General features: G+C 52.3%; 13 protein-coding genes and 2 pseudogenes. 4 read left to right on the top strand and 11 right to left on the bottom strand.

The annotated features are described in order from the left end of the window. Positions 1-2: 2 nt before the first annotated feature. Entirely contained in the window at positions 3-674 is a 672-nt protein-coding gene (locus tag GKO28_RS16525; protein ID WP_182077112.1) for an AsmA family protein, read from the bottom strand. A 284-nt stretch (positions 675-958) separates the two neighbouring features. On the opposite strand from GKO28_RS16525, the pseudogene glnE reads away from it, so the two are divergent. Next, positions 959-3,647: pseudogene (gene glnE, locus GKO28_RS23020) on the top strand (bifunctional [glutamate--ammonia ligase]-adenylyl-L-tyrosine phosphorylase/[glutamate--ammonia-ligase] adenylyltransferase). Between the two features lie 80 nt (positions 3,648-3,727). Here the strand turns inward: glnE and GKO28_RS16510 are convergent. Further along, positions 3,728-4,222, bottom strand: coding sequence for a hypothetical protein (locus GKO28_RS16510; RefSeq protein ID WP_182077109.1), 495 nt, complete (start codon positions 4,220-4,222; stop codon positions 3,728-3,730). 105 nt (positions 4,223-4,327) lie between these two features. Here GKO28_RS16510 and GKO28_RS16505 point away from each other — a divergent pair, with 105 nt between their 5' ends. Next, positions 4,328-5,116, top strand: a complete 789-nt coding sequence (locus GKO28_RS16505) for a tRNA pseudouridine(65) synthase TruC (protein ID WP_182077108.1) — start codon at positions 4,328-4,330, stop codon at positions 5,114-5,116. 7 nt (positions 5,117-5,123) lie between these two features. Here GKO28_RS16505 and recD read toward each other — a convergent pair whose 3' ends face one another. The 9 genes from recD to GKO28_RS16460 all read right to left on the bottom strand — a co-directional run bounded on the left by recD (position 5,124) and on the right by GKO28_RS16460 (position 17,039). Further along, a complete protein-coding gene (gene recD / locus GKO28_RS16500; protein WP_182077107.1) occupies positions 5,124-6,929 on the bottom strand; it encodes an exodeoxyribonuclease V subunit alpha in 1,806 nt (601 codons plus the stop codon). After that, on the bottom strand, positions 6,926-8,995 hold the full coding sequence (locus tag GKO28_RS16495) for a 3'-5' exonuclease (protein ID WP_203564236.1): 2,070 nt from the start codon (positions 8,993-8,995) through the stop codon (positions 6,926-6,928). Before GKO28_RS16495 ends, recD begins: the two co-directional genes overlap by 4 nt. After that, complete coding sequence (locus GKO28_RS21915) at positions 8,976-9,359, bottom strand: UvrD-helicase domain-containing protein (RefSeq protein ID WP_182077105.1); 384 nt, start codon at positions 9,357-9,359, stop codon at positions 8,976-8,978. Before GKO28_RS21915 ends, GKO28_RS16495 begins: the two co-directional genes overlap by 20 nt. After that, positions 9,328-10,710 (bottom strand): UvrD-helicase domain-containing protein, encoded by a 1,383-nt coding sequence (locus GKO28_RS16485; RefSeq protein ID WP_182077104.1) that lies wholly within the window; start codon positions 10,708-10,710, stop codon positions 9,328-9,330. The genes GKO28_RS21915 and GKO28_RS16485 overlap by 32 nt, the downstream gene beginning before the upstream one ends. Further along, positions 10,710-11,003, bottom strand: a complete 294-nt coding sequence (locus tag GKO28_RS16480) for a hypothetical protein (protein ID WP_182077103.1) — start codon at positions 11,001-11,003, stop codon at positions 10,710-10,712. The genes GKO28_RS16485 and GKO28_RS16480 overlap by 1 nt, the downstream gene beginning before the upstream one ends. Continuing rightward, positions 10,960-12,033, bottom strand: coding sequence for a hypothetical protein (locus tag GKO28_RS16475; RefSeq protein ID WP_182077102.1), 1,074 nt, complete (start codon positions 12,031-12,033; stop codon positions 10,960-10,962). Before GKO28_RS16475 ends, GKO28_RS16480 begins: the two co-directional genes overlap by 44 nt. Next, entirely contained in the window at positions 11,999-14,251 is a 2,253-nt protein-coding gene (recC, locus tag GKO28_RS16470) for an exodeoxyribonuclease V subunit gamma (RefSeq protein WP_182077101.1), read from the bottom strand. Before recC ends, GKO28_RS16475 begins: the two co-directional genes overlap by 35 nt. 173 nt (positions 14,252-14,424) lie before the next feature. After that, complete coding sequence (locus GKO28_RS16465; protein ID WP_182077100.1) at positions 14,425-14,649, bottom strand: hypothetical protein; 225 nt, start codon at positions 14,647-14,649, stop codon at positions 14,425-14,427. After that, positions 14,646-17,039, bottom strand: coding sequence for a DUF1631 family protein (locus tag GKO28_RS16460; RefSeq protein ID WP_182077099.1), 2,394 nt, complete (start codon positions 17,037-17,039; stop codon positions 14,646-14,648). Before GKO28_RS16460 ends, GKO28_RS16465 begins: the two co-directional genes overlap by 4 nt. A gap of 179 nt (positions 17,040-17,218) precedes the next feature. On the opposite strand from GKO28_RS16460, the pseudogene GKO28_RS16455 reads away from it, so the two are divergent. Both GKO28_RS16455 and GKO28_RS16450 read left to right on the top strand, forming a co-directional pair. Next, positions 17,219-19,052, top strand: a pseudogene (locus tag GKO28_RS16455) (ABC transporter ATP-binding protein). 91 nt (positions 19,053-19,143) lie between these two features. Beyond that, positions 19,144-19,512: an antibiotic biosynthesis monooxygenase gene (locus GKO28_RS16450; protein ID WP_247646605.1), complete on the top strand. Its 369-nt coding sequence runs from the start codon at positions 19,144-19,146 to the stop codon at positions 19,510-19,512. Positions 19,513-19,535 lie beyond the last annotated feature (23 nt).

Below are 19,535 nucleotides of genomic sequence, written 5' to 3'. Positions count from 1 at the left end.
GATTACTTTTCGGGCAATTGCAATTTTAGCCAGCCCGACCATTGCTGTAGTTGCGCAACATCTCGCCCTTTTAATCGACCCTGCACTTGAATACGCGGCCCCACACTGGGTGGTGGCGTTAAAGCCAAATTAAAGCGATGTGCGCCTAGAAATTGATCGGTAGAAAAATCCACCTGACTGAGCGTCAAACTAGGGTATTGGCCTTGTGCGTCACTAAACCGCACTTGCCCTTGCTCAATGACGATTTCATTTTGCGCCAATAACCAATTAAGCATACTGGCATCGCGGTGCTCGCTAGATTGTTGGCTTAATGCCACACCCCCCATCCACCAACGACCATCCATAGTGCGACTAATGTCGAGCAAAGGCGACTGAAGCACGATTTGATGAAATTGAATCTGCCCTAAAAATAGCGTGCGAACCGATAAAGTGGCACTGAGCGTCGCAAAGCGCAGGTCGGGCGCTTGGCGATTCTTACCTACAGCAAAATCGCGCACCATTAACTGTGGGTAGCCCCCTTGCCAGCCGCCACTGACTTGCCCAATAAACACCGGCACACCCGTAGCCTGCTCGAGCTGCGTCATCAGCCAAGGCCGATAATCATTCAATCGCGGCATAAACCAGAACTGCCAAGCACTCGCCACAATCAGCAACAATAACAAAAAGGCCAGCACAAGACGCTTTAGCCACCGGAAGAGGCTGTGCGGAAGATGAAATAAAGCAAGTTTGATGCGGCGCACTAAAAAAACGTCCAAATTCAGAAAGGGGAAAGCGCCCAAACAGGCTCGGCTATGCTAGGGTTACGCACATGAACGCTATTTTACCCTGATTCCAAAGCGGCATTCTGCTTCACTTGGCATTTCTCGCAAAGATTTGCCGCCGTCTATGCCCCGCATCACACTAGACACCTTCAGGGGAAGCCCCATAGCGCCAATTGCCAATGCCTACGAGTGAGCCCATGACCGATATCGCCTCCGCCAACCCTGCCATTCTTGCCGCACGCCAGCATAGCCGCTACCTTAATAATCTCTTTATGCGTCACCCCCACTTGATCAACGCCACCATCGCATCGCTCGAGCAAGTCTTTACTCGACAAGCGATGCTCGATCAACTGGCGCAAGAGCCCATTGAAACCGAAGAACAACTCAGCCAACAATTACGTAATTTGCGCCAAGCGGTGATGGCCAGACTCATCACCCGAGAAATCAGCGGTCGATCTGACCTCAATGAAGTGGTCACCACCACTAGCGATTTAGCTGAAGTGGCGCTCAGCCACGCATTGCAATTTTTAAGTCGAGCCACCGAGCGCATTGGCCAACCCATTGGCGAAGACAGCGACACCGTGCAAGAGCTGATTATTGTTGGTATGGGTAAATTAGGTGGCCGTGAGCTCAATGTCTCATCGGACATTGATTTAATCTTTGTCTACCCCGAAGACGGCGAAACCAATGGCACTAAGCGCATCAGCAATCATGAGTACTTTGCCCAAATTGGCAAAAAGCTAATTCGCATCATTGGCGACACCACAGCAGATGGGTTTGTATTTAGAGTCGACATGCGCTTACGCCCCTTTGGTGACTCTGGCCCCTTAGTCACCAGCTTTGCCGCTTTAGAAAACTACCTGCTCACCCAAGGGCGCGAGTGGGAGCGATATGCATGGATTAAAGGGCGCGCTTTAAGCGGTGACGCGGCCGGATTAATGAGCTTAGTCACGCCGTTTATTTACCGAAAATACCTCGATTACGGCGCGTATCACTCTATGCGAGAGCTGCACAGCCAGATCCGCCGTGAAGTGGCGCGCAAAGATCGCTTTGAAAACGTCAAATTGGGCCCTGGCGGCATTCGTGAAATTGAATTTATCGGCCAAGTGTTCCAGCTCATCCGCGGTGGGCGCACCAAGGCTTTGCAGCAAAGACCCACACAAGTCATTTTGAACGAGCTGGAACAACAAGGCACACTCCCTGCCGACATCGTCAATCAACTGCAAGCGGCGTATGTTTTTTTACGCAATGTCGAACATCGAATTATGTATTTAGACGATGCGCAGACCCAAATGCTGCCCACACAAAGCGACGATCAGGCGCGACTGGCGCTGAGCATGGGGTTTGCCAACCAAGGCGTCGGCGATTGGGCGCAATTTAAAGCCACGCTCGACATGCACCGCGCGCAAGTTACCGCACAATTTGAACAAATTTTTGCGCTACCTGAGCACAGTGCTCTCAATGCCAGCAACACCGAAACGCATATCGACCAATACCTTGACGAAGACACCAGCCGATTAAGTGCATTGGGCTTTGCCAAACCGCTGGAAATCCAACGTCGACTCAATGCTTTGCACGACAGCAGCAAATATCGGCAAATGCCCGATCGCTGCCGGCAACGACTCGACGCGATCTTACCGTCACTGATTACCATCTCCGCCCAAGTGAGCAATCCTGATATTACGCTGACGCGCTTACTCGACTTACTCGAAGCCATTGGCCGCCGCGAATCTTACTTGGCACTACGCAGAACACCCGCAGGCGTTAAAACGGCTCGCATCACTGTATAGCGCTAGCCCTTGGGTGTCTGCATACCTGACTCGCCACCCAATCTTGCTCGATGAATTACTCGACTCACGCTTACTACATCAAGCGCCAGATTGGGGTAAATTAGGTGAGCAGCTGAGGCAAGACATTGGCCAGCTTAAAGACGACACCGAAGCCAAGATGGATTGCTTACGGCACTTTCAACACACGCAGATTTTTCGCTTAGTTTCGCAAGACTTGGCCGACTTATTGCCGTTAGAAACGCTATCGGATCATTTGTCCGATCTGGCCGATCTCATTTTATCGGTCGCCGTCGAAGAAGTTTGGCGCGAAATGCCCAATAAACACCTCGAAACACCGCAATTTGCCATTATTGGTTACGGCAAATTGGGGGGCAAAGAATTAGGCTACGCATCGGACTTGGATCTGGTGTTTTTATACGAGGACGAGCACCCCAACGCCGGCGAAATTTACGCTCGCTTTGCTAAGCGGGTAGTCAACTGGCTCACCAGCATGACCTCGGCCGGTCAGCTGTACGATATTGATTTACGCTTACGCCCTAATGGCACATCGGGATTGCTGGTCTCTAGCATTGATGCTTTCGAGCAATATCAGCGCAATTCAGCCTGGGTTTGGGAGCATCAAGCCCTCACACGCGCTCGCTATTGCGCGGGGGATGTCGCCATCGGTCAAAAATTCACGCTGATTCGCAATGCGGTGATTTGCCTTGAGCGTGACATTGATTCGCTCAAAGCCGAAGTTAAAAAAATGCGCGAAAAAATCCTTGAAACCCACCCAGCCAGCGCCGTGGATGTGAAGCATTTACGCGGCGGGATTGTGGATATTGAATTTATTATGCAATTTTTGATTTTGGCGTATTCAGCCACGATTCCGGCGCTCACCGCCAATTTGGGCAATATCGCCTTACTCGACACCGCCGCCCAACACGGCTTAATCAGCAGCCACGCTGCTGAGCACGCCCGCATTGCCTACCGCGCACTACGCCGCTTGCAGCATATCAATCGCCTGAATGGCACGCCGCTCACGCCCGATATGATTGCGCCGCTGGAAAACGATCTGCAATCGGTGCAAGCCACTTGGCAAAACCTGTTTGGGTGATGGCTTCAGCTAACTAAAAACAATCAAGCCCCAACGCCTTGCAACGTTGGGGCTTTTTGCCATCGATGGCCCATTAAAAATTAAGTCGTGCCGACAAAATCAGCAAAATGAATCGCGCGCACGCCTTGCGGCAAATACGTTTCTAACCAACGCATCTCTTGCTTTAAATGCCGGAGCAAGGCCACCACGTGCATCGGCTCAGTGTCATTATCAAACCAATATTCTTTGCGCCACACTGCATTGGGCAGGTCAAAAATATCGCCACCAGGATGCAATTCATCAATCGACGCCGCGCGCTGCACATAACCCGTCAGAGATAAAACGCCATCTAAAGGCTGGCTCACCTCGCTCACCTCAATCACAAAAGCGGTCAAACTGGATGATAATTGCTGAAGATTAACGTAAACTTGCGGATTCAAATCTAAGGTTTGCACAATTTGCGTGCAGCAATTTGGGCATGGCAAGGTCATTGCTGACCAACACAAAGTTTGTGAGTGATCATCCGCTTGCTGATAGGCTTCCAGCGGATGATGATGGCCACAAATGTAATGTGGCAATTGCTGAACCATAGACATGACGTACCCAAAACACATGCAGACAACCATTACATTAGCACATGCTGACTGATTTCGTCATAAACCAGCCAGTCTCATCCAAACCCCTCGCCACAAAGCAGCACTATGCTCCCCATTTTGTATCAAGACGATCATCTCGTTGCCATTCACAAACCCAGTGATTTATTAGTTCACCGCAGCAGCTTAGACGCCTACGAAACGCGCTTTGCGGTGCAGCTGTTACGCGATCAAATTGGCCAGCATGTTTTTCCGGCGCATCGCTTGGATAAAGCCACCTCAGGGGTTTTATTGTTTGGCCTTAACTCAGACAGCGCCCGCGCCCTGTCGATGCAATTTGCCGAACGGCAAGTGGCAAAAAACTATCTGGCGGTAGTGCGCGGCTGGCCGGATGAGCAAGGCGAAATCGATCATCCATTAGAAATCCGTAAAGACGACGCCGAAGTGTTTGGTGGCATTGTTGAAAAAGCCGCGCAAGCCAGTCAAACCCACTATCGACGTATTGCCAGTGTCGAGCTGCCGTGGATGGTCGACAAATACCCCAGCAGCCGCTATGCCTTAGTCACGCTCGATCCAATTACTGGCCGCCGCCATCAAATTCGCCGCCACCTCAAACACCTAAGCCATCCAATTATTGGCGACACCACCTACGGCAAGGGTCGACACAATCGCGCCTTTGCGCAAGCTTTTGGCGTGAATCGCCTATTGTTGGCGTGCACTCAGATGCAGTTTAAACACCCCATTAGCGGACAAATGCTCAGTATTACAGCACCCGTCGCCGCCGATATGAGCTGGGTAATCCAAGAATTAGGCTGCTTAGCGGCTTTAGGCACCCACCAAATCGAGTACCAAGCACCACAACCGAGTACGTCACTGCAGCGCCAAATTTTTGTTTAAGTCCGTTTCACGCCAGTAAACGCAGCGCCAAACCCGATTGCCGCGTAATGCCTTTGCGGCTGGCGCTGGTAATAATGCTTTCCTCACCCCACAAGCTCACTTGCTGGCGCGCACGCGTAATCGCGGTGTAAACCAGCTCCCGACTTAAAGCGCTCACGCTGCCATCACTTGGGCTGGGCAACAGCAACAACACATGCGCAAACTCCGAGCCTTGTGATTTATGCACCGTCATTGCAAACGCGGTTTCCACCGAGGGCAAGCGCGCAGGCGCAACTTTGCGTGTGCCGCCATTGCTATCGGGAAAATACACCCAGAGCTTGCCGTTTTCATCGGCTAAAGTCAGGCCAATATCGCCGTTATACAGTGCTAAATCGTATAGATTTTGTGGCACCAATACCGGCCGACCGGCATACCAAACTTGGTCATTCATTCTTAAACCTTGTTTGACCAATTGCGCCTCAATCAAATGATTCACACGCGACACGCTGGCTGCGCCTTGGCGCACCGGACTCAACACTCGAAACGCATCAAACGCCTTAAACACCTCGCTCGGCGCGGCATTGGCCGCCACCGCAGCAAAAAATGGCGCGTAGCCTGCCAGCAGTGGCGCGGATAAATCTTGACCGCTGGCAGCGGGATTACTGGCATACCAAATCAATGGCGCATCGCTTTTGGCTTGGCTGGCGGCAGACTGCAATAGCGTACTGATTGCACGTAAATCGCCGCCATTCATCGCCTTGGCCAAAGCGCCAATCGCGCCAGAAAACCGATAGCTTTTATGCAACGTCAACACATGCTCGCCCAGTGCCGACGCGGAAAAACTAGGCTCAACCACTTGGCCGGTTAAGCGCGATAATTTGGCAGCAAAGTCAGGCGAAAACCCACTTTCGGCACATAAATCCCCCATCACTGCGCCCGCTTCAACCGAAGCGAGCTGATCTTTATCACCCAATAAAATCAACCGAGCGTGTGGCGGCAAAGCATCGACCAATTTACTCATCAAGGCCAAATCGATCATCGACGCTTCGTCCAGCACCAGCACATCGAGTACTAAAGGGCGCGCGGCATGGTGGCGAAACTGCACGGAATTAAATTGGCTGCCGAGTAAACGATGCAAAGTCGTGGCTTGATCGGGGATTTGCGCTGCCAACTCCGCACTTAACAAGCCTTTCGCGGCTAAATCTTGCTTGCCCTGACTAATCGCCGCCTGCATGCGCATGGCGGCCTTACCTGTCGGCGCCGCCAGCGCAATATTGAGTACGCGATCGCTACTGACTTGCAGCAAGGTTAATAATTTAATCAGCGTGGTGGTTTTTCCAGTTCCTGGACCACCGCTAACAATACTCAGTCGTTGATGCAGCGCAGCGGTCACAGCGATTTTTTGCCAATCGGGATTTTCTTGGCTGCCGGCAAAAAAAGTCTGTAAATGTGCCGCCAGTCGAGCTTCATCTGGCGCTGGCGGCGCATCAAGCGCCATGGCGCGCAATTGCAAGGCCAATCGCGACTCATACGCGTGATAGCGCGCTAAATACAGCCGCTGATGCGAAGCAATTAAGGGCATAAAATCACCCGCCTCGCCCACCAAACCACTGGCCAGCCATGCCGCCAAATCGGTTTGCGGCGGGATATCCACACACACATCGCCGCGCTCACTGGCTTTAGCCAATTGCGCGGCAAGCCCCAATAAATCAGCGGGAGCGTTAGGATTTTTGCGCCGCAATAAATCCAGCAATACGCTAGAAAAATCGATTTTTTCTACTGCGCGGGAATTGATCGCCGTCAGTGGCGTCGTTGTTTCTACGGTATTGGTCATTGCGCTACGCCTTCACCTAGGGCACGATTGAGCGCCTCAATCAGTTTCAAAGGGGGTTTATCGTGCCAAACGCCACAATTAGCGACTTCTGGCGACATACCCCGAATAAATAAATACAACACCCCACCAAAATCACGCGCATAGTCATAGCGCTCACCCAAGCGCGCCAACATATGCCGATGCCAAGCGCAGCTATACAGCAAATACTGTAAGTAATAATGCGAGTCACTCATCACATCACGCAATGCGGCAGGATCGTAATCGCTCAAGCGATCGCCCAAAAAGTTGGATTTGTAATCGGCAATAAAATACTGGCCTTGCCAGAAAAAAACCAAATCGACAAAACCATTTAAATAACCGACGAATTTTTCTGGCTTTAGCCGCTGGGCAGCGGCGATAAAGCGCGGCTCAACGCCAAACTCAGGCTGGGCCAATACGCGGCAAAAGGCGGCGATATCCACCGACTTACACCCCAATAAAAACTGCCATTCATTTAAGCGCTGGCGATGCGTTAATTGATTTAAGCGCAACACACCCGTCGCCAGCTCAATGGGCGCGGCGAGCACGGCCAGCAACCAATCGGCGACTGGCGGTGCGGCATCGAGCGCTAAGGCCAAGCCGGATTTTTGCATCGCTTGCGTCACCGTTTGCGCCAAGACTGCGGCATCGACTCGCGTAAAATCAGTGTGCTCAAACACCGAATGCAATGTGGTACCAGCCCGACTACCGCGCATAAATCGAAAGCGCATTTCATCCGACAACGCTTCGCTATCCAAGCGAGGCACTTGCACCCCATCAGCGTCGTAATCAGTCCCCGCTTCAGCCACTGCATCGCTGGCGTAACTGCGCGTGAGCGAAGTAAAACTGGCTAAGCGCCACGGCGCCGCCAAACTCCACGGTGCGTAATCAAAGCGCTTAGAGCGCGCAGCTAATTGCAAATGCGGTAGTGCACGATCCGTGCCGGCATATCGCGTCCACTCGGGTAAGCCACTCACCGACACGCGGGCATCCAAGCGCTTAAATGCGTCACTCAGCAAAGGCAGCGAAAGCGATTTGAGGTGTTCGCTAATGGCTTGACCTGATTCCGTGCGCAATAAATGCGTTAACGGCGCGTTTTTTAGTCCCGCCTGCGACTGCCAAGCGAGCTTTTCAAACGCCGGATACGCTAAATACAGCCGATGCTTGGCGCGGGTGACAGCCACATACAACAAACGAATCTGTTCGGCATAGGCTTCGTGCTCGGCTTGCGCCAGATGCGCGTCGAGCTCAGACGTACCGACATCAATCTGCAACGCATGCGCCGCGCTTGGTTGGTGAAACGACACCCATTGCGGGTTACGCACCAACTCGCTCTTACCTTTCCATGCAAATGGGCAAAACACAATCGGATATTCCAAGCCTTTGGACGCATGGATCGTCACCAAGCGCACGCGATCGGCGTCGCTTTCTAAACGCATTTGCTGGCTTTCTGCGCCCTGATTGGGCTCAGCAATTTGCCGCTCGAGCCACGCCAGCAATAAGGCCGGATTGGGGCGGGATCTGGATTCATGCTGCACCAGCTCCGCCACATGCAGTAAATTGGTCAAGCGCCGCTCGCCTCCGTCTTGCTTTAATACGCGGCTGGCAATATCGGCCTCGACCAACCAGCGCCGAAACATCGGCATAAAGCCAAACTTGCGCCATTCATCGCGCCAACTTTGTAGGTTTTCGACTTCGTCTTGCCACGCTGCATCATCCAATTGCAGCGCCATTAATTGCGCCACGCTAAAGCCCATCACCGAGCTCACCAAGGCTTTACGCAGCAAACTGGTTTGCGCTGGCGCTTCAATCGCCGCCAACATCGCACACAAGCCTTGCGCCTCGCTGGAGGCAAAAACACTTTCTCGAGTTTGCATCACCGCCGCCACGCCGCGCTCCGCCAGCGCATGGCGCATGGCATGCGCTTGCCGATGGCTCGGCACTAAAACCGCAATATCTTTTGGACTTAAAGCGTCCCCATTGAGCGTGGCTTTGCCTTGGCTAGCGGCATTCAGTAAACCAGCGATTTCATCGGCGGTTGCCGCCAATAGCAGTTTTTTCCGCCGTATCGGGATTGCCACCATCAAACACAAAAGCGTGCACCGCCGCACGGTCATCGGCGCATTGCCATTTAGATTCACCGCTTTGCTTGGCGGCAATGGTCGGATGACTAATTTGTTGCTCAACAAAAGCGTCTTTGGGCGCAAATAGCGCGTTCACAAATTCAACAATCGGCGCGTCAGAGCGAAAATTAGTCTCAATCGAATAACACGCTTTAGCCTGCCCACGCGCGCCCAAATAGGCATACACGTCGGCACCGCGAAAAGCGTAAATCGCTTGCTTCGGGTCGCCCACCATAAAAAACGGCGGCTCGCTGCCGTCACTTAAAGCATGGCCAAACAAAACGATCAATAATTTTAAATTGCAACGGATCGGTATCTTGAAACTCATCGACTAAGGCCGCGCGATATTTTTGATTGACCTTATTGGCTAAGTTTTGCGCCCGCACCGTATCGTCCAGCGCCGCAGCCAAGCAAGTAATGCTGTCATCAAACGACATTTTGCCGCTGTGCGCTTTGCGAAGCGCCAATTGCTCACGCACATAGCGGGCAAAATCCAAGCGCCAGTATTTAAGTTGCAAAGCCAAATCAGCCGCCATACTGTCGGCATTGGCCAATAAAGCTTCGGCGGCGGCAAAAAACGCATGTTGCGGCACCACCGGTTTAAATTCTTTTTTAGTCATTTTGAGCAAATGACTTTGGGTGAATTTCTCCCAATCTTTACATAAAGACACGCTGGGCGTTGGGCTTTGTAATAAGCGATTGACCGCCGCTAGCCCATCCTGCCATTTTTCATTCGTCAGCTTATACGTGCCAGAAAAAATGCCACCGGCTTGGGCATTGAGTAACAGCGCGGCGATTTCGTCTGGATCCCACCAGCGCTGGCATTGCCGCCATTGCTCAGCATATTGCGCACGGCGCTCGTCCCGATACGTAGCCGATGGCAAATCGGGCAAAGGCAAGAAATACACTGGATCTAGGCTTTTGACTTGTCCAGCCAATTGCTCTAAATACGGCACGTCGATTTTTTGCTCACGCAAATACGCCACCCACGCCATATCGGCGGCATACACCTGACTGCGCCAAAAATCATGGGTAATTTCAGCGAGTAATTCGCTTTCGTCCTCAAGTAATTGCCGATCAAAGTCAAAGCCCGCCTCAAACGCTTGCTCGGTCAATAAGCGCTGGCAAAAACTATGAATCGTTGAAATCGCGGCACAATCGAGCGTCGCGAGCGCCAAGCGCAGTTGCCGCAATAAAGGATCGGGATCTAAACCCTCGGCGATGACCCGCTCCCACACCTCGGCACAAAATGGTTCTGGCGCGCCGCCCACCATGACCGGCGTTTGCTCAACAAAGGTTTGCGTTAATTGCGCCAAGCGCAAACGAATCCGATCTTTGAGCTCGGCTGTGGCTGCCTTGGTAAACGTCACCACCAAGATACTCTCGGGGAGTAATCCATTGACCGCGTTATACGCTGGCTCATCGGGTCCAATACCCGCGCCTAAAATCAAACGCGCATACAGGCCAGTGATATTAAAGGTTTTGCCGGTACCGGCCGAAGCTTCGATCAACACTCGGCCACCGAGCGGCACATCGTGCACCATTAACGGCGCAAATTCAGGCATGGCCGTTTTGTCTGCGGCTGAAGGCGTTACCACGCTGGCGTGCGCCATCGATCCATCCAATTGGCGTTCAGTCATCACGCACGTCCTTGTTCGGCTAACAAGCGGTTTAAATCATGATGCAAGGTTCGCTCCTCGACTGCGGCCAACATCGGCAACACAATTCGCGTCGCCCACGCCGTAAATTGCACGCCGTTGGGACTATTGGTTTGCAGTGGATCTTGCGGCCATAGCAATTGATTTTGCACTTCTAGCCATTCGCCATCGCGGTTAAAGCTCGGTAACCAACGCTTAATCGCCGCTGCCCAGCGTAAGGCTTGAGTGTTTTCATCCTCGACCGTATCGCTTGGCAGCGCCTTCCCCCACGCCAAACGCACTGTGCGGGAATAACGGCAATGGCGCGGCCATTGCGGCTTGATATAAAGCCAAAATATCACTCAAATACACCTTCGCTTGTTCCGCCGCAATCGGCGAGCAGTACAACACGCGTTCAGGCGACAACCAACGCGTCACGGTTTGCATGGCGCTGGGCTGCATGGCGCACAGTAGTAAATGCTCAACCCAAGCACGGAACATATCGCGCGGATAAATTTGGCTTTTTAAAACAATGCGCCCATCGGCATAACACGCATCTAACCAACCAGTAATTTGCACATCAGCTGGAGTTGGCGACCAAGACGGCGACAAAGTCATTTGCACCATTTGCGCGGGCAACTGATCACTACATTGATAGCGCGGCAAAGCATCCAGCAGCGCACAAGCGGCAAAGAGTTGTTCATCCACCAGCATTTCACCCGGCACTCCCAACGGGGTATTGCCCCGCGCAAAAGCTAGATCATGCGCTTCAAGCCCATACTTAAGACCCAAATCGCGCACGGCATTGTCGCGAAAATCTTTTAAATCAAACGCCTCATCGTCCTCTAAACCGGCATCATTGGCGCTAGGCTGAAAATGCAAATTCGCCCGATGCCGCAAAAAGTAAGCGGCAGGTTTGGCCAAACACTGTGCCAACTCATCCCAGCGCAAACTATTGGGCATGGCAAATGGCGGATATTGCTCGGCAGTGGCCAAATGGATTGCGCCTGAATCGCTCGGCGCATCACTGATCGCATCGCTGTGCGCCAGCTCATTCAATACAGCATCGCCTGCGCCCTCAGCAACGCTCGACACGCGCCCAACCGCCGCCAATGCAATTTGTTCAGCAGCACGACACCACAGCGGATTAAACGACGCAATGGCATTTGCATTGCTTTCAGGGGTATGGCCAACAAAGTTTTGTAGGCTAAAGGGTTGCAAAGGATACTCAAGGGTTAAATGCTGCAATAAATTCGCTCGTCGCACTTCGAGACTCGCGTCGATATCACCCTCAAAAAAACCCTTGCGCCACACAATCGAGCACATCGCTCACCAATACCGACGGCGGAAAATGCGCATCGTCTTTTAAGCTGCGCCCAACCCACGACAGATAAAGTTTTTCTCGTGCCGCCAATATCAAATCTAAAAATAAATACCGATCATCCAAGCGGCGCGAACGATCGCCTAAGCGCGGATGCTGGGCAATTAAATCAAAACCCGCCGTCGGCGGATTGCGTGGAAAATCATTTTCATTCAAACCCAACACCGCCACCACCCGAAACGGCAAGCCGCGCATCGGCACCATGGTGCAAAACGTCACCCCGCGCGACATAAATCCCGAGCCACGGCTGCTGTTTTCAAAGCGATGTTGCAACCAATCGCACACCACTTCGCGCGGCACGGGCTCAGCCAAACCGGCCAATTGCGCTTCATCGGCTAAATCCGCTAGCGTTGTGCGAATAGCTTCAGCCAGTTTGAGTTCGGCCTCGTCATGCTCGTCAAATAAAATAAAATTTTCGAGTAGCAATAAAGCCGCATCGCGCCACTCCGGCAAAGTACGCGAAATACTGAGCGCCGCTCGCCAATGCCGTACTGCGGCAACAAATGTCGTTAATTTGGCCAATAAGCTCGCTTGCGAGCCTTCCAAATCATCCCACGGCGCCAGCGCGGCTAATTCAGACGTGTCCTCGCCCCACAGCGGTACTGCGTCACCCGCCAATGCATTGGGCAAGGCTAAACCCAATAGCAATCGATCTAAACCCAGCTGCCAGGTATTGGCTGCGCCCATATCGGACAAATCAAACTCAGCCCGATGCGCCGCATCTAAGCCCCAGCGGATGCCCACCGCCGCAATCCAATGCCGCAAAGTCAGCAACTGATCACTGCTGATGTCAAAACGCGCCGCCACTTGCGGCGTTTCGAGTAAGCCATACATTTCATCGGCTTTGCAGCGGCTTTCCGGCAATCGCAAGAGCTGCATTAACACATCGACCGCCGGGCATTCTTGCTGCGTGGTTAAGTCGGCGATATTAAACGGAATATTGGGTGCGCCAGAGGCTTTGGCACCGCCAAAAACCGCCTCAATCAGCGGCGCATACGGCCCCATATCGGGCAGTAACACGGCAATTTCTGAAGCCAACAAACTGTCGTCATTGACCAGCATGGCGGCGATTTCATCGTGCAAGATTTCAACTTCACGCATCGCGCTATGTGCGTTATGGAACGTTAGTGAACGATCGTTCTTTGCCACCACATGGGCATTTAATGCATCACGATTGAGTAAATTGAGCACATCCGATTGCAGCGTTTGCAATAAGTTCGGCGTGGAAATATGCTCGAGCGGGTCATAAAACAACCACTGCTCACCGCCACCGCTCCACGGGAAAGCTTCCGTTACCGCGCGATAAAAATCACGCCCCGCCTTGCCCATCGATGCCAATAAAGGATGACCAATATCGAGGTAGAGTGATTCTTGCTTGCGGTCTAACTCGCGGCGCGCAATCACTTGGGCGCTGACAATAGCGCCCCATTCTTCGCGGCAAGGATTAAGCAAAAATAAATTCACGTCGATGTGCTCAGCCAAAGCTCCCAGCACGTCGATATACGCTGGCGGCATGCCGGCAATACCAAACACGGTAATGCGCTCAGGCAAACGACTTGGCCCATCGTTTTGCCACGTATTAAACAGTTGCACAAACATATCGGCACGATGTGGCATGGAGCCAAAATCGGCGTCGATACTGGCTTTCACTTCACGCCACAATGTGGCTTGCCACGCTTCATCGGGGCCCAAACCCACTAACTGACCCGCTTCCCACGCCGCAATCCAATGACTGCGAAACACCAAATACTGATCGAACACGTCGGCCAACTTACCCGCCAACGCCATTTGCCGCCGCGCGTCCCCCTCACTCAAATACGCCGCCACAATCGGGCTAGCAGCGCGAGCGCCGGATGTTGGCAACACCCCAAATAAGCGCCAAGCAAGGGGGCTAGCGCTATATGGCGAATCAGCTTGTAAATGCGGTAATGCGTCTTTGAGCAAAGACCAGACAAAGCTGGCGGGCAGTTGAAAGTCGATCCCCGCGCAAATCCCAACGCGATCGGCCAATTTAAACCGCAGCCAGCGTTCCATACCTTTACTGGAAACAATGATTTTTTCGCTGGCAAACGGATCGCTCAAAGCGACGCCATACAGCGCTTGCAATAATTCGAACAGATTTTCGAGGCGATTGGACTGGTAAATATGCAGGCGGCTGGACATGCGGGCACCGAAGTAAGAAGCAAGGCTTATTCTACCTTGTTAAGCTGACTTCAGTTGCCAGAAAAGGCGCACAAAGTAAGTTTTGAACCGCAATCGGCACGTCACGCTGAGCTAACATCAAGACCAGCACCAGCGAGACGCTGTTTTAGGCGGTTCCCCATGCTTGGGCTTGGTTAGGCCATCACCATGCTGGGCAATGCCGTTTCGGTACTGGCCACTTGCTCGGCCGAGGCCAATAATTCGCTCATTGCCCGATCAAAGAGTGGTGCTTGCTCTAAAAAGCGCACGCGATCACGGGCAAATAAACGGCGAAACGCCCGTAAACTCAATACCGCCGGCGCGTCTTGATCAGGCCAAGTTAATACAATCGCATCGGGATGATTCGCTTGCCAGCTCAACTGGGCAATGCGCGCAGTGCCAGCAAAAAATTAATTTCCACCGCCACGCCATTACTTAAACACGCTGTAAAGTCTTCATCTACGCTATCGATTTCAACTGCAGTTTGCGGCCCTAATTCCGATTCAATCAATTGATCAATCAGATTGAGATTAACTTCTAAAGCATCGATCTCAGCTTGAATAAACAGTGGATTTAACGTGACCACGGCCTCATTCTCGGTGATTTCAGTGGGATGCACCGCGTCCAAAAATGGCGCAAAAGCCTCATGCATCACCGACAGCGGCGGCGGCACAGCACCATGCACTTGAATCGAGCCTGAGCGCATCGCCAAACGATGCGCATCCACCAAATGCAGATTTAATTCTTGTAATTGTTCGGCCGTCCAATTGAGCGTTAACACCCCTTCGCGCAAAGTGGCGATCATGGTTGGAATCAAACCCAATAAAATTTTGCATTCATCACGATCAACCTTAGGTGCCAAGCTCCAAATCAAATCGGGCACCAATAAACGATATTGTGTTGCTTTATGCGGCGCTTCGCGCCCCGCTAACTCAATCACTCGCGCCCAAGTGCTGATCAAAAAATCATACAAATACGGCTCAATGGTATAGGGCGACAAAGCGTCGGAAATCATCGCGGTAATACGCGCAAAATGTAATGTGCGCTGTTTGGCAGAATCCAAAACTTGCGTGGCGCTACTGGCCATTTTTTCGGAATGCGCTAATTCATTGGCCACCCACGCATCCAGCGCATCGAGCATTTGCACAAATAAGCCTAAATCTTCGCTTTCATCGGCCAAAATAATCGCCACAATGCGGCAAATCTCGGTATTGACTCGGGCGGCGCTTTCGCTATTTTGCTGCATACCCAAAGAAATCGAACCAATTCGGTTGACCAGCATGCGCGCTGGGTGGGTTTTTCTGGCAAATAGATTTGGATCTTGCAGCGCGATTTTTAATACCAAAAACTGCAAACGCCCAAGCTGCGCCCGAACTTCGGCCGGCACTTTATCGTCACGCAAAATAAATTCAAACAGCATGGCCACCACATCAATGGTCATGGCTTCATTGACGTCACTGGTGCTGGCGCCCAATTGTTGGCGCTGCTCTAAAATCAGATTGCGCAGCCGACCATCGCCATTCCACATGGCCTCTGCCGTTGGCGTAGCGACTTCAATCAGACTTTGCAGTGATTGGCTCAGCGGCGCACTCACCGAACGCAGTTCCAGCGATGCGGCGTCATCCCACACCGGGCCTTGCCCCTGCGCGCCTTGCTGCAGACTGTGGCCACTAAAAAACTGCTGAATACTGCGCCCCACTTGCCCAATATGACTCAGCCATGACGGTGCCCGCGCCATACTGGCGCGTGCCTCGGCACTGGACGCCACCAACGGCGCTGCCACCGAGTCCATCAAGCCAGAACCGCCAGAACCCATGCCTGCCACAGCATTCGGTACACTCGCTGGCGCAGCCCCCTGCAATGCAGCCTGCGATGCAGACGGTCTAGATTGCACAAAATCCAAAAATTGATCTTCCGAGCGTGCGCCCCACGGCGCTGCGCCTACCGAGCCCACCGATGAGCCCATCGATGAACGAGTGCTTGACACTGCGCGTGGCGACTCACCGCTTCGCGATACCGATTCGCTGTGCTGCGCGTCAGGTGTTAATGCTGAGGGCGATTCATCAGACTGATCCAGCAGATTTCCCGCTGCGCCTGCAGCGGGTTCACTTTGTTTTCTAACCTTTAATTGCAATTGCGCTGCAATCCCATGCTGGGCCAGCAGCTGATTTAAAGCCTCATACAGCGGCGCGACATGCGGGCACATTGACGTGGTAAATTGCGCTAAGAGCACTGGAATTAATTCATTGTCGCTGCCCGTTTCGGCGACGGTTTCCTCTAAAGCATTCGCAATACTGCGCGAGAGAATATAAGTACGAAATGGATTTTCGCGTTCTTTAATCACGTCTTGCTCAAGCAATAAAGCAATGCGAATATTTAAATCGCGAATACCTTCTTCGGCCTCTTGCCGAAAACGCGTGGTAATTTTGATCAATATGTAATTCTTCTTCAAACGACGCCGACTCCACCAAGGACAATGTGGCACTGAACCCCTCGGTAAAGGACGGACGAAAGTGGTTATAAGCTGTTTTTGAAAACTGCGATGCAATAATTGCTCAACTTGACGCGACAGCTGCTGCTCAAGTTTTTGATCGTGATTCATAATCAATTGCCGCGCAGCGAGTAAACGACGTTGCTCAAGCATTGAAGTGGCCCGATCGGCCTGATTAAATAATTGCCCTATCGAGTGCGCCAGCACCATCGGCATTCTTTGATTAAATTCAGCCAAAAACACCGAGCGCGTCGCAATGAGTAAATCATTTCTATCCATCTGGCACACCCTCACACATCGAATTAAGTCGGCCTAGCCGAAATTGCATTGCGCTAAGTTGAACAACAGCATTCAACTCAAACTGCATAAAAACCGGATGATAACTGACAATAGCCCTCGCTGCTTGCGTCAGATTCGGTACAATCTAGCTATCCGAATGGCAGCAAGGCTCACTCTCAGTGTTTCGACTTTTTGAAAATATAGTTCACCCCTACCCTGAACAGCAAAACAAAACCTTACCCCCATGATTTCAAATCATTTATATGGCGCTGTACAAAAGGACTACGCCCACTGATTTTTGGCATGATGCTCTGCACCGCCATCATTGGTTCTTTTGAAGCGATTTTGTATAGTTTGCTCGGGCATATTGTCGATTGGTTGGCGCACGTCGAGCCAAGTCAACTCTGGGCGCAAGAACACTTACGCCTGAGTTTGATTGCGGGCGTGCTATTACTCAGCCCGCTGGTGGTCGGCCTGCAAACTTTGCTGAAACATCAAGCCTTAGCGGGTAATTTCCCGATGTTGCTGCGCTGGGATTTTCACCGGCAAATGCTCCACCAAAGCATGAGTTTTTATCAGGATGAATTTGCCGGTCGCGTTTCGGCCAAAGTCATGCAAACGGCGTTAGCGGTACGCGAAACTGTATTTATCGTGACCGACATTATGGTGTTTGTCGCGATTTATTTTTTCACCATGCTGGCTGTGGCCGGCAGCTTTGATCTGTGGCTGCTGGTGCCGCTCTTGTCATGGATGCTGCTGTATATTGGCGCGATGTTTTATTTTGTGCCGCGCCTAGGCAAAGCCGCGCAAAACCAAGCAGATGCTCGCTCATTGATGACGGGGCGAATTACCGATGCTTATACCAATATTGCAACAGTAAAGCTGTTCTCGCACGGTCGCCGCGAAGCGGCATTTGCTCGCAGCGCGATGCAGGAGTTTATGCATACCGTGCATGGCCAAATGCGTTTGGTCAGCAGCTTTGAGGTGGTCAATCACACCTTAAGCATCTGTTTAATTATTGCCAGCGCCGGCACCGCCTTGTATTTATGGAGTCATGGCCAAGTGAGCGCTGGCGCGGTTGCAGCCTCATTGGCGATGGCGCTGCGTTTAAACGGCATGTCACAATGGATTATGTGGGAAATCGCCGCGCTGTTTGAGCATATTGGTACCGTACAAGACGGCATCAACACCCTCACCACGCCACATGAAGTCAACGACGCCCCTGGCGCCACCGCACTCACCGTTCCACGCGGAGAGGTGCAATTTGCCCACGTTGATTTTGGCTACGAAGCAGATCGCTTGCTACTAAAACAATTGTCGCTACACATTCGCGCCGGCGAAAAAATCGGTTTAGTCGGTCGATCCGGCGCGGGCAAATCGACGATTGTTAATCTATTGCTGCGCTTTTACGATATTCAGGCGGGGCAAATCACGATAGACGGCCAAAACATCGCGCACGTATCGCAAGACAGCTTACGCGCCCATATCGGCATGGTGACGCAAGACACGTCGCTCCTACATCGCTCAGTACGCGAAAACATCCTATACGGCCGCCCCAATGCCACAGATGAGGAAATGATTGCCGCTGCCAAACGCGCTGAAGCGCATGATTTTATTCTGAACTTAAGCGACCCTGCTGGGCGCACCGGCTACGACGCGCATGTAGGCGAGCGCGGCGTCAAACTCTCGGGTGGGCAGCGCCAAAGGATTGCAATTGCGCGCGTGATGCTCAAAGACGCGCCGATTTTATTGCTCGACGAAGCCACTAGCGCGCTCGATTCTGAAGTGGAAGCGGCGATTCAAACCAGCTTATACCGTTTAATGGAAGGCAAAACCGTGGTGGCGATTGCACATCGTTTATCCACCATTGCTGCGATGGATCGCTTGATCGTGCTCGACCAAGGACGGATTGTTGAGCAAGGCGACCATCAAAGCCTGCTGGAACAAGGCGGGCTCTATGCGCGACTGTGGTCACATCAAAGCGGCGGATTTTTAGGCGAAGAAGCCGATTAAACCCTCATCGTCAGTGGTACAACATGCGGCAAACATGACCTATCACTGACGATTTCCCTGATTAACACTTCAAGGCAATGGCGGCACCATCATGACAACTGAAAACCAGCACCCAAGCTATGCCAATACGCCAAAACCACCTTACTACGCCGTGATTTTCACTTCAATACGTACTGAGGATGAGCAAGGCTACGCTCAAATGGCGGAAAAAATGCTGGCATTAGCGCAACAGCAACCGGGGTTCTTAGGGGTTGAGTCTGCCCGAGCCAGCATTGGCATCACGGTGTCGTACTGGGCAGATTTAGCTTCAATCCAAAACTGGAAAGCCCATAGCGAGCATCAACTAGCGCAAAAGTCGGGCCGCGCCCAGTGGTATAGCCAGTACAAAAAACCCGCATTGCCAAAGTGGAGCGTGATTATGCGTTTTAATCTGGAATCAACGCACGGCATGATTGATTAACGCATTAGTGACTGATTAACGCA

Source organism: Deefgea sp. CFH1-16 (genome assembly GCF_016881365.1).
In the GTDB taxonomy this organism is placed as follows: Bacteria; Pseudomonadota; Gammaproteobacteria; order Burkholderiales; family Chitinibacteraceae; genus Deefgea.
This window is presented reverse-complemented; position numbering and strand designations above follow the sequence as displayed.

What these genes read in the sequence shown, in the direction of transcription:
- GKO28_RS16510 (WP_182077109.1), bottom strand. Translation starts at nt 4,222, where the DNA reads ATGTCTATGGTTCAGCAATTGCCACATTACATTTGTGGCCATCATCAT.
- GKO28_RS16505 (WP_182077108.1), top strand. Translation starts at nt 4,328, where the DNA reads ATGCTCCCCATTTTGTATCAAGACGATCATCTCGTTGCCATTCACAAA.
- recD (WP_182077107.1), bottom strand. Translation starts at nt 6,929, where the DNA reads ATGACCAATACCGTAGAAACAACGACGCCACTGACGGCGATCAATTCC.
- GKO28_RS16485 (WP_182077104.1), bottom strand. Translation starts at nt 10,710, where the DNA reads ATGACTGAACGCCAATTGGATGGATCGATGGCGCACGCCAGCGTGGTA.
- GKO28_RS16475 (WP_182077102.1), bottom strand. Translation starts at nt 12,033, where the DNA reads ATGTGCTCGATTGTGTGGCGCAAGGGTTTTTTTGAGGGTGATATCGAC.
- recC (WP_182077101.1), bottom strand. Translation starts at nt 14,251, where the DNA reads ATGTCCAGCCGCCTGCATATTTACCAGTCCAATCGCCTCGAAAATCTG.
- GKO28_RS16460 (WP_182077099.1), bottom strand. Translation starts at nt 17,039, where the DNA reads ATGGATAGAAATGATTTACTCATTGCGACGCGCTCGGTGTTTTTGGCT.
- GKO28_RS16450 (WP_247646605.1), top strand. Translation starts at nt 19,144, where the DNA reads ATGACAACTGAAAACCAGCACCCAAGCTATGCCAATACGCCAAAACCA.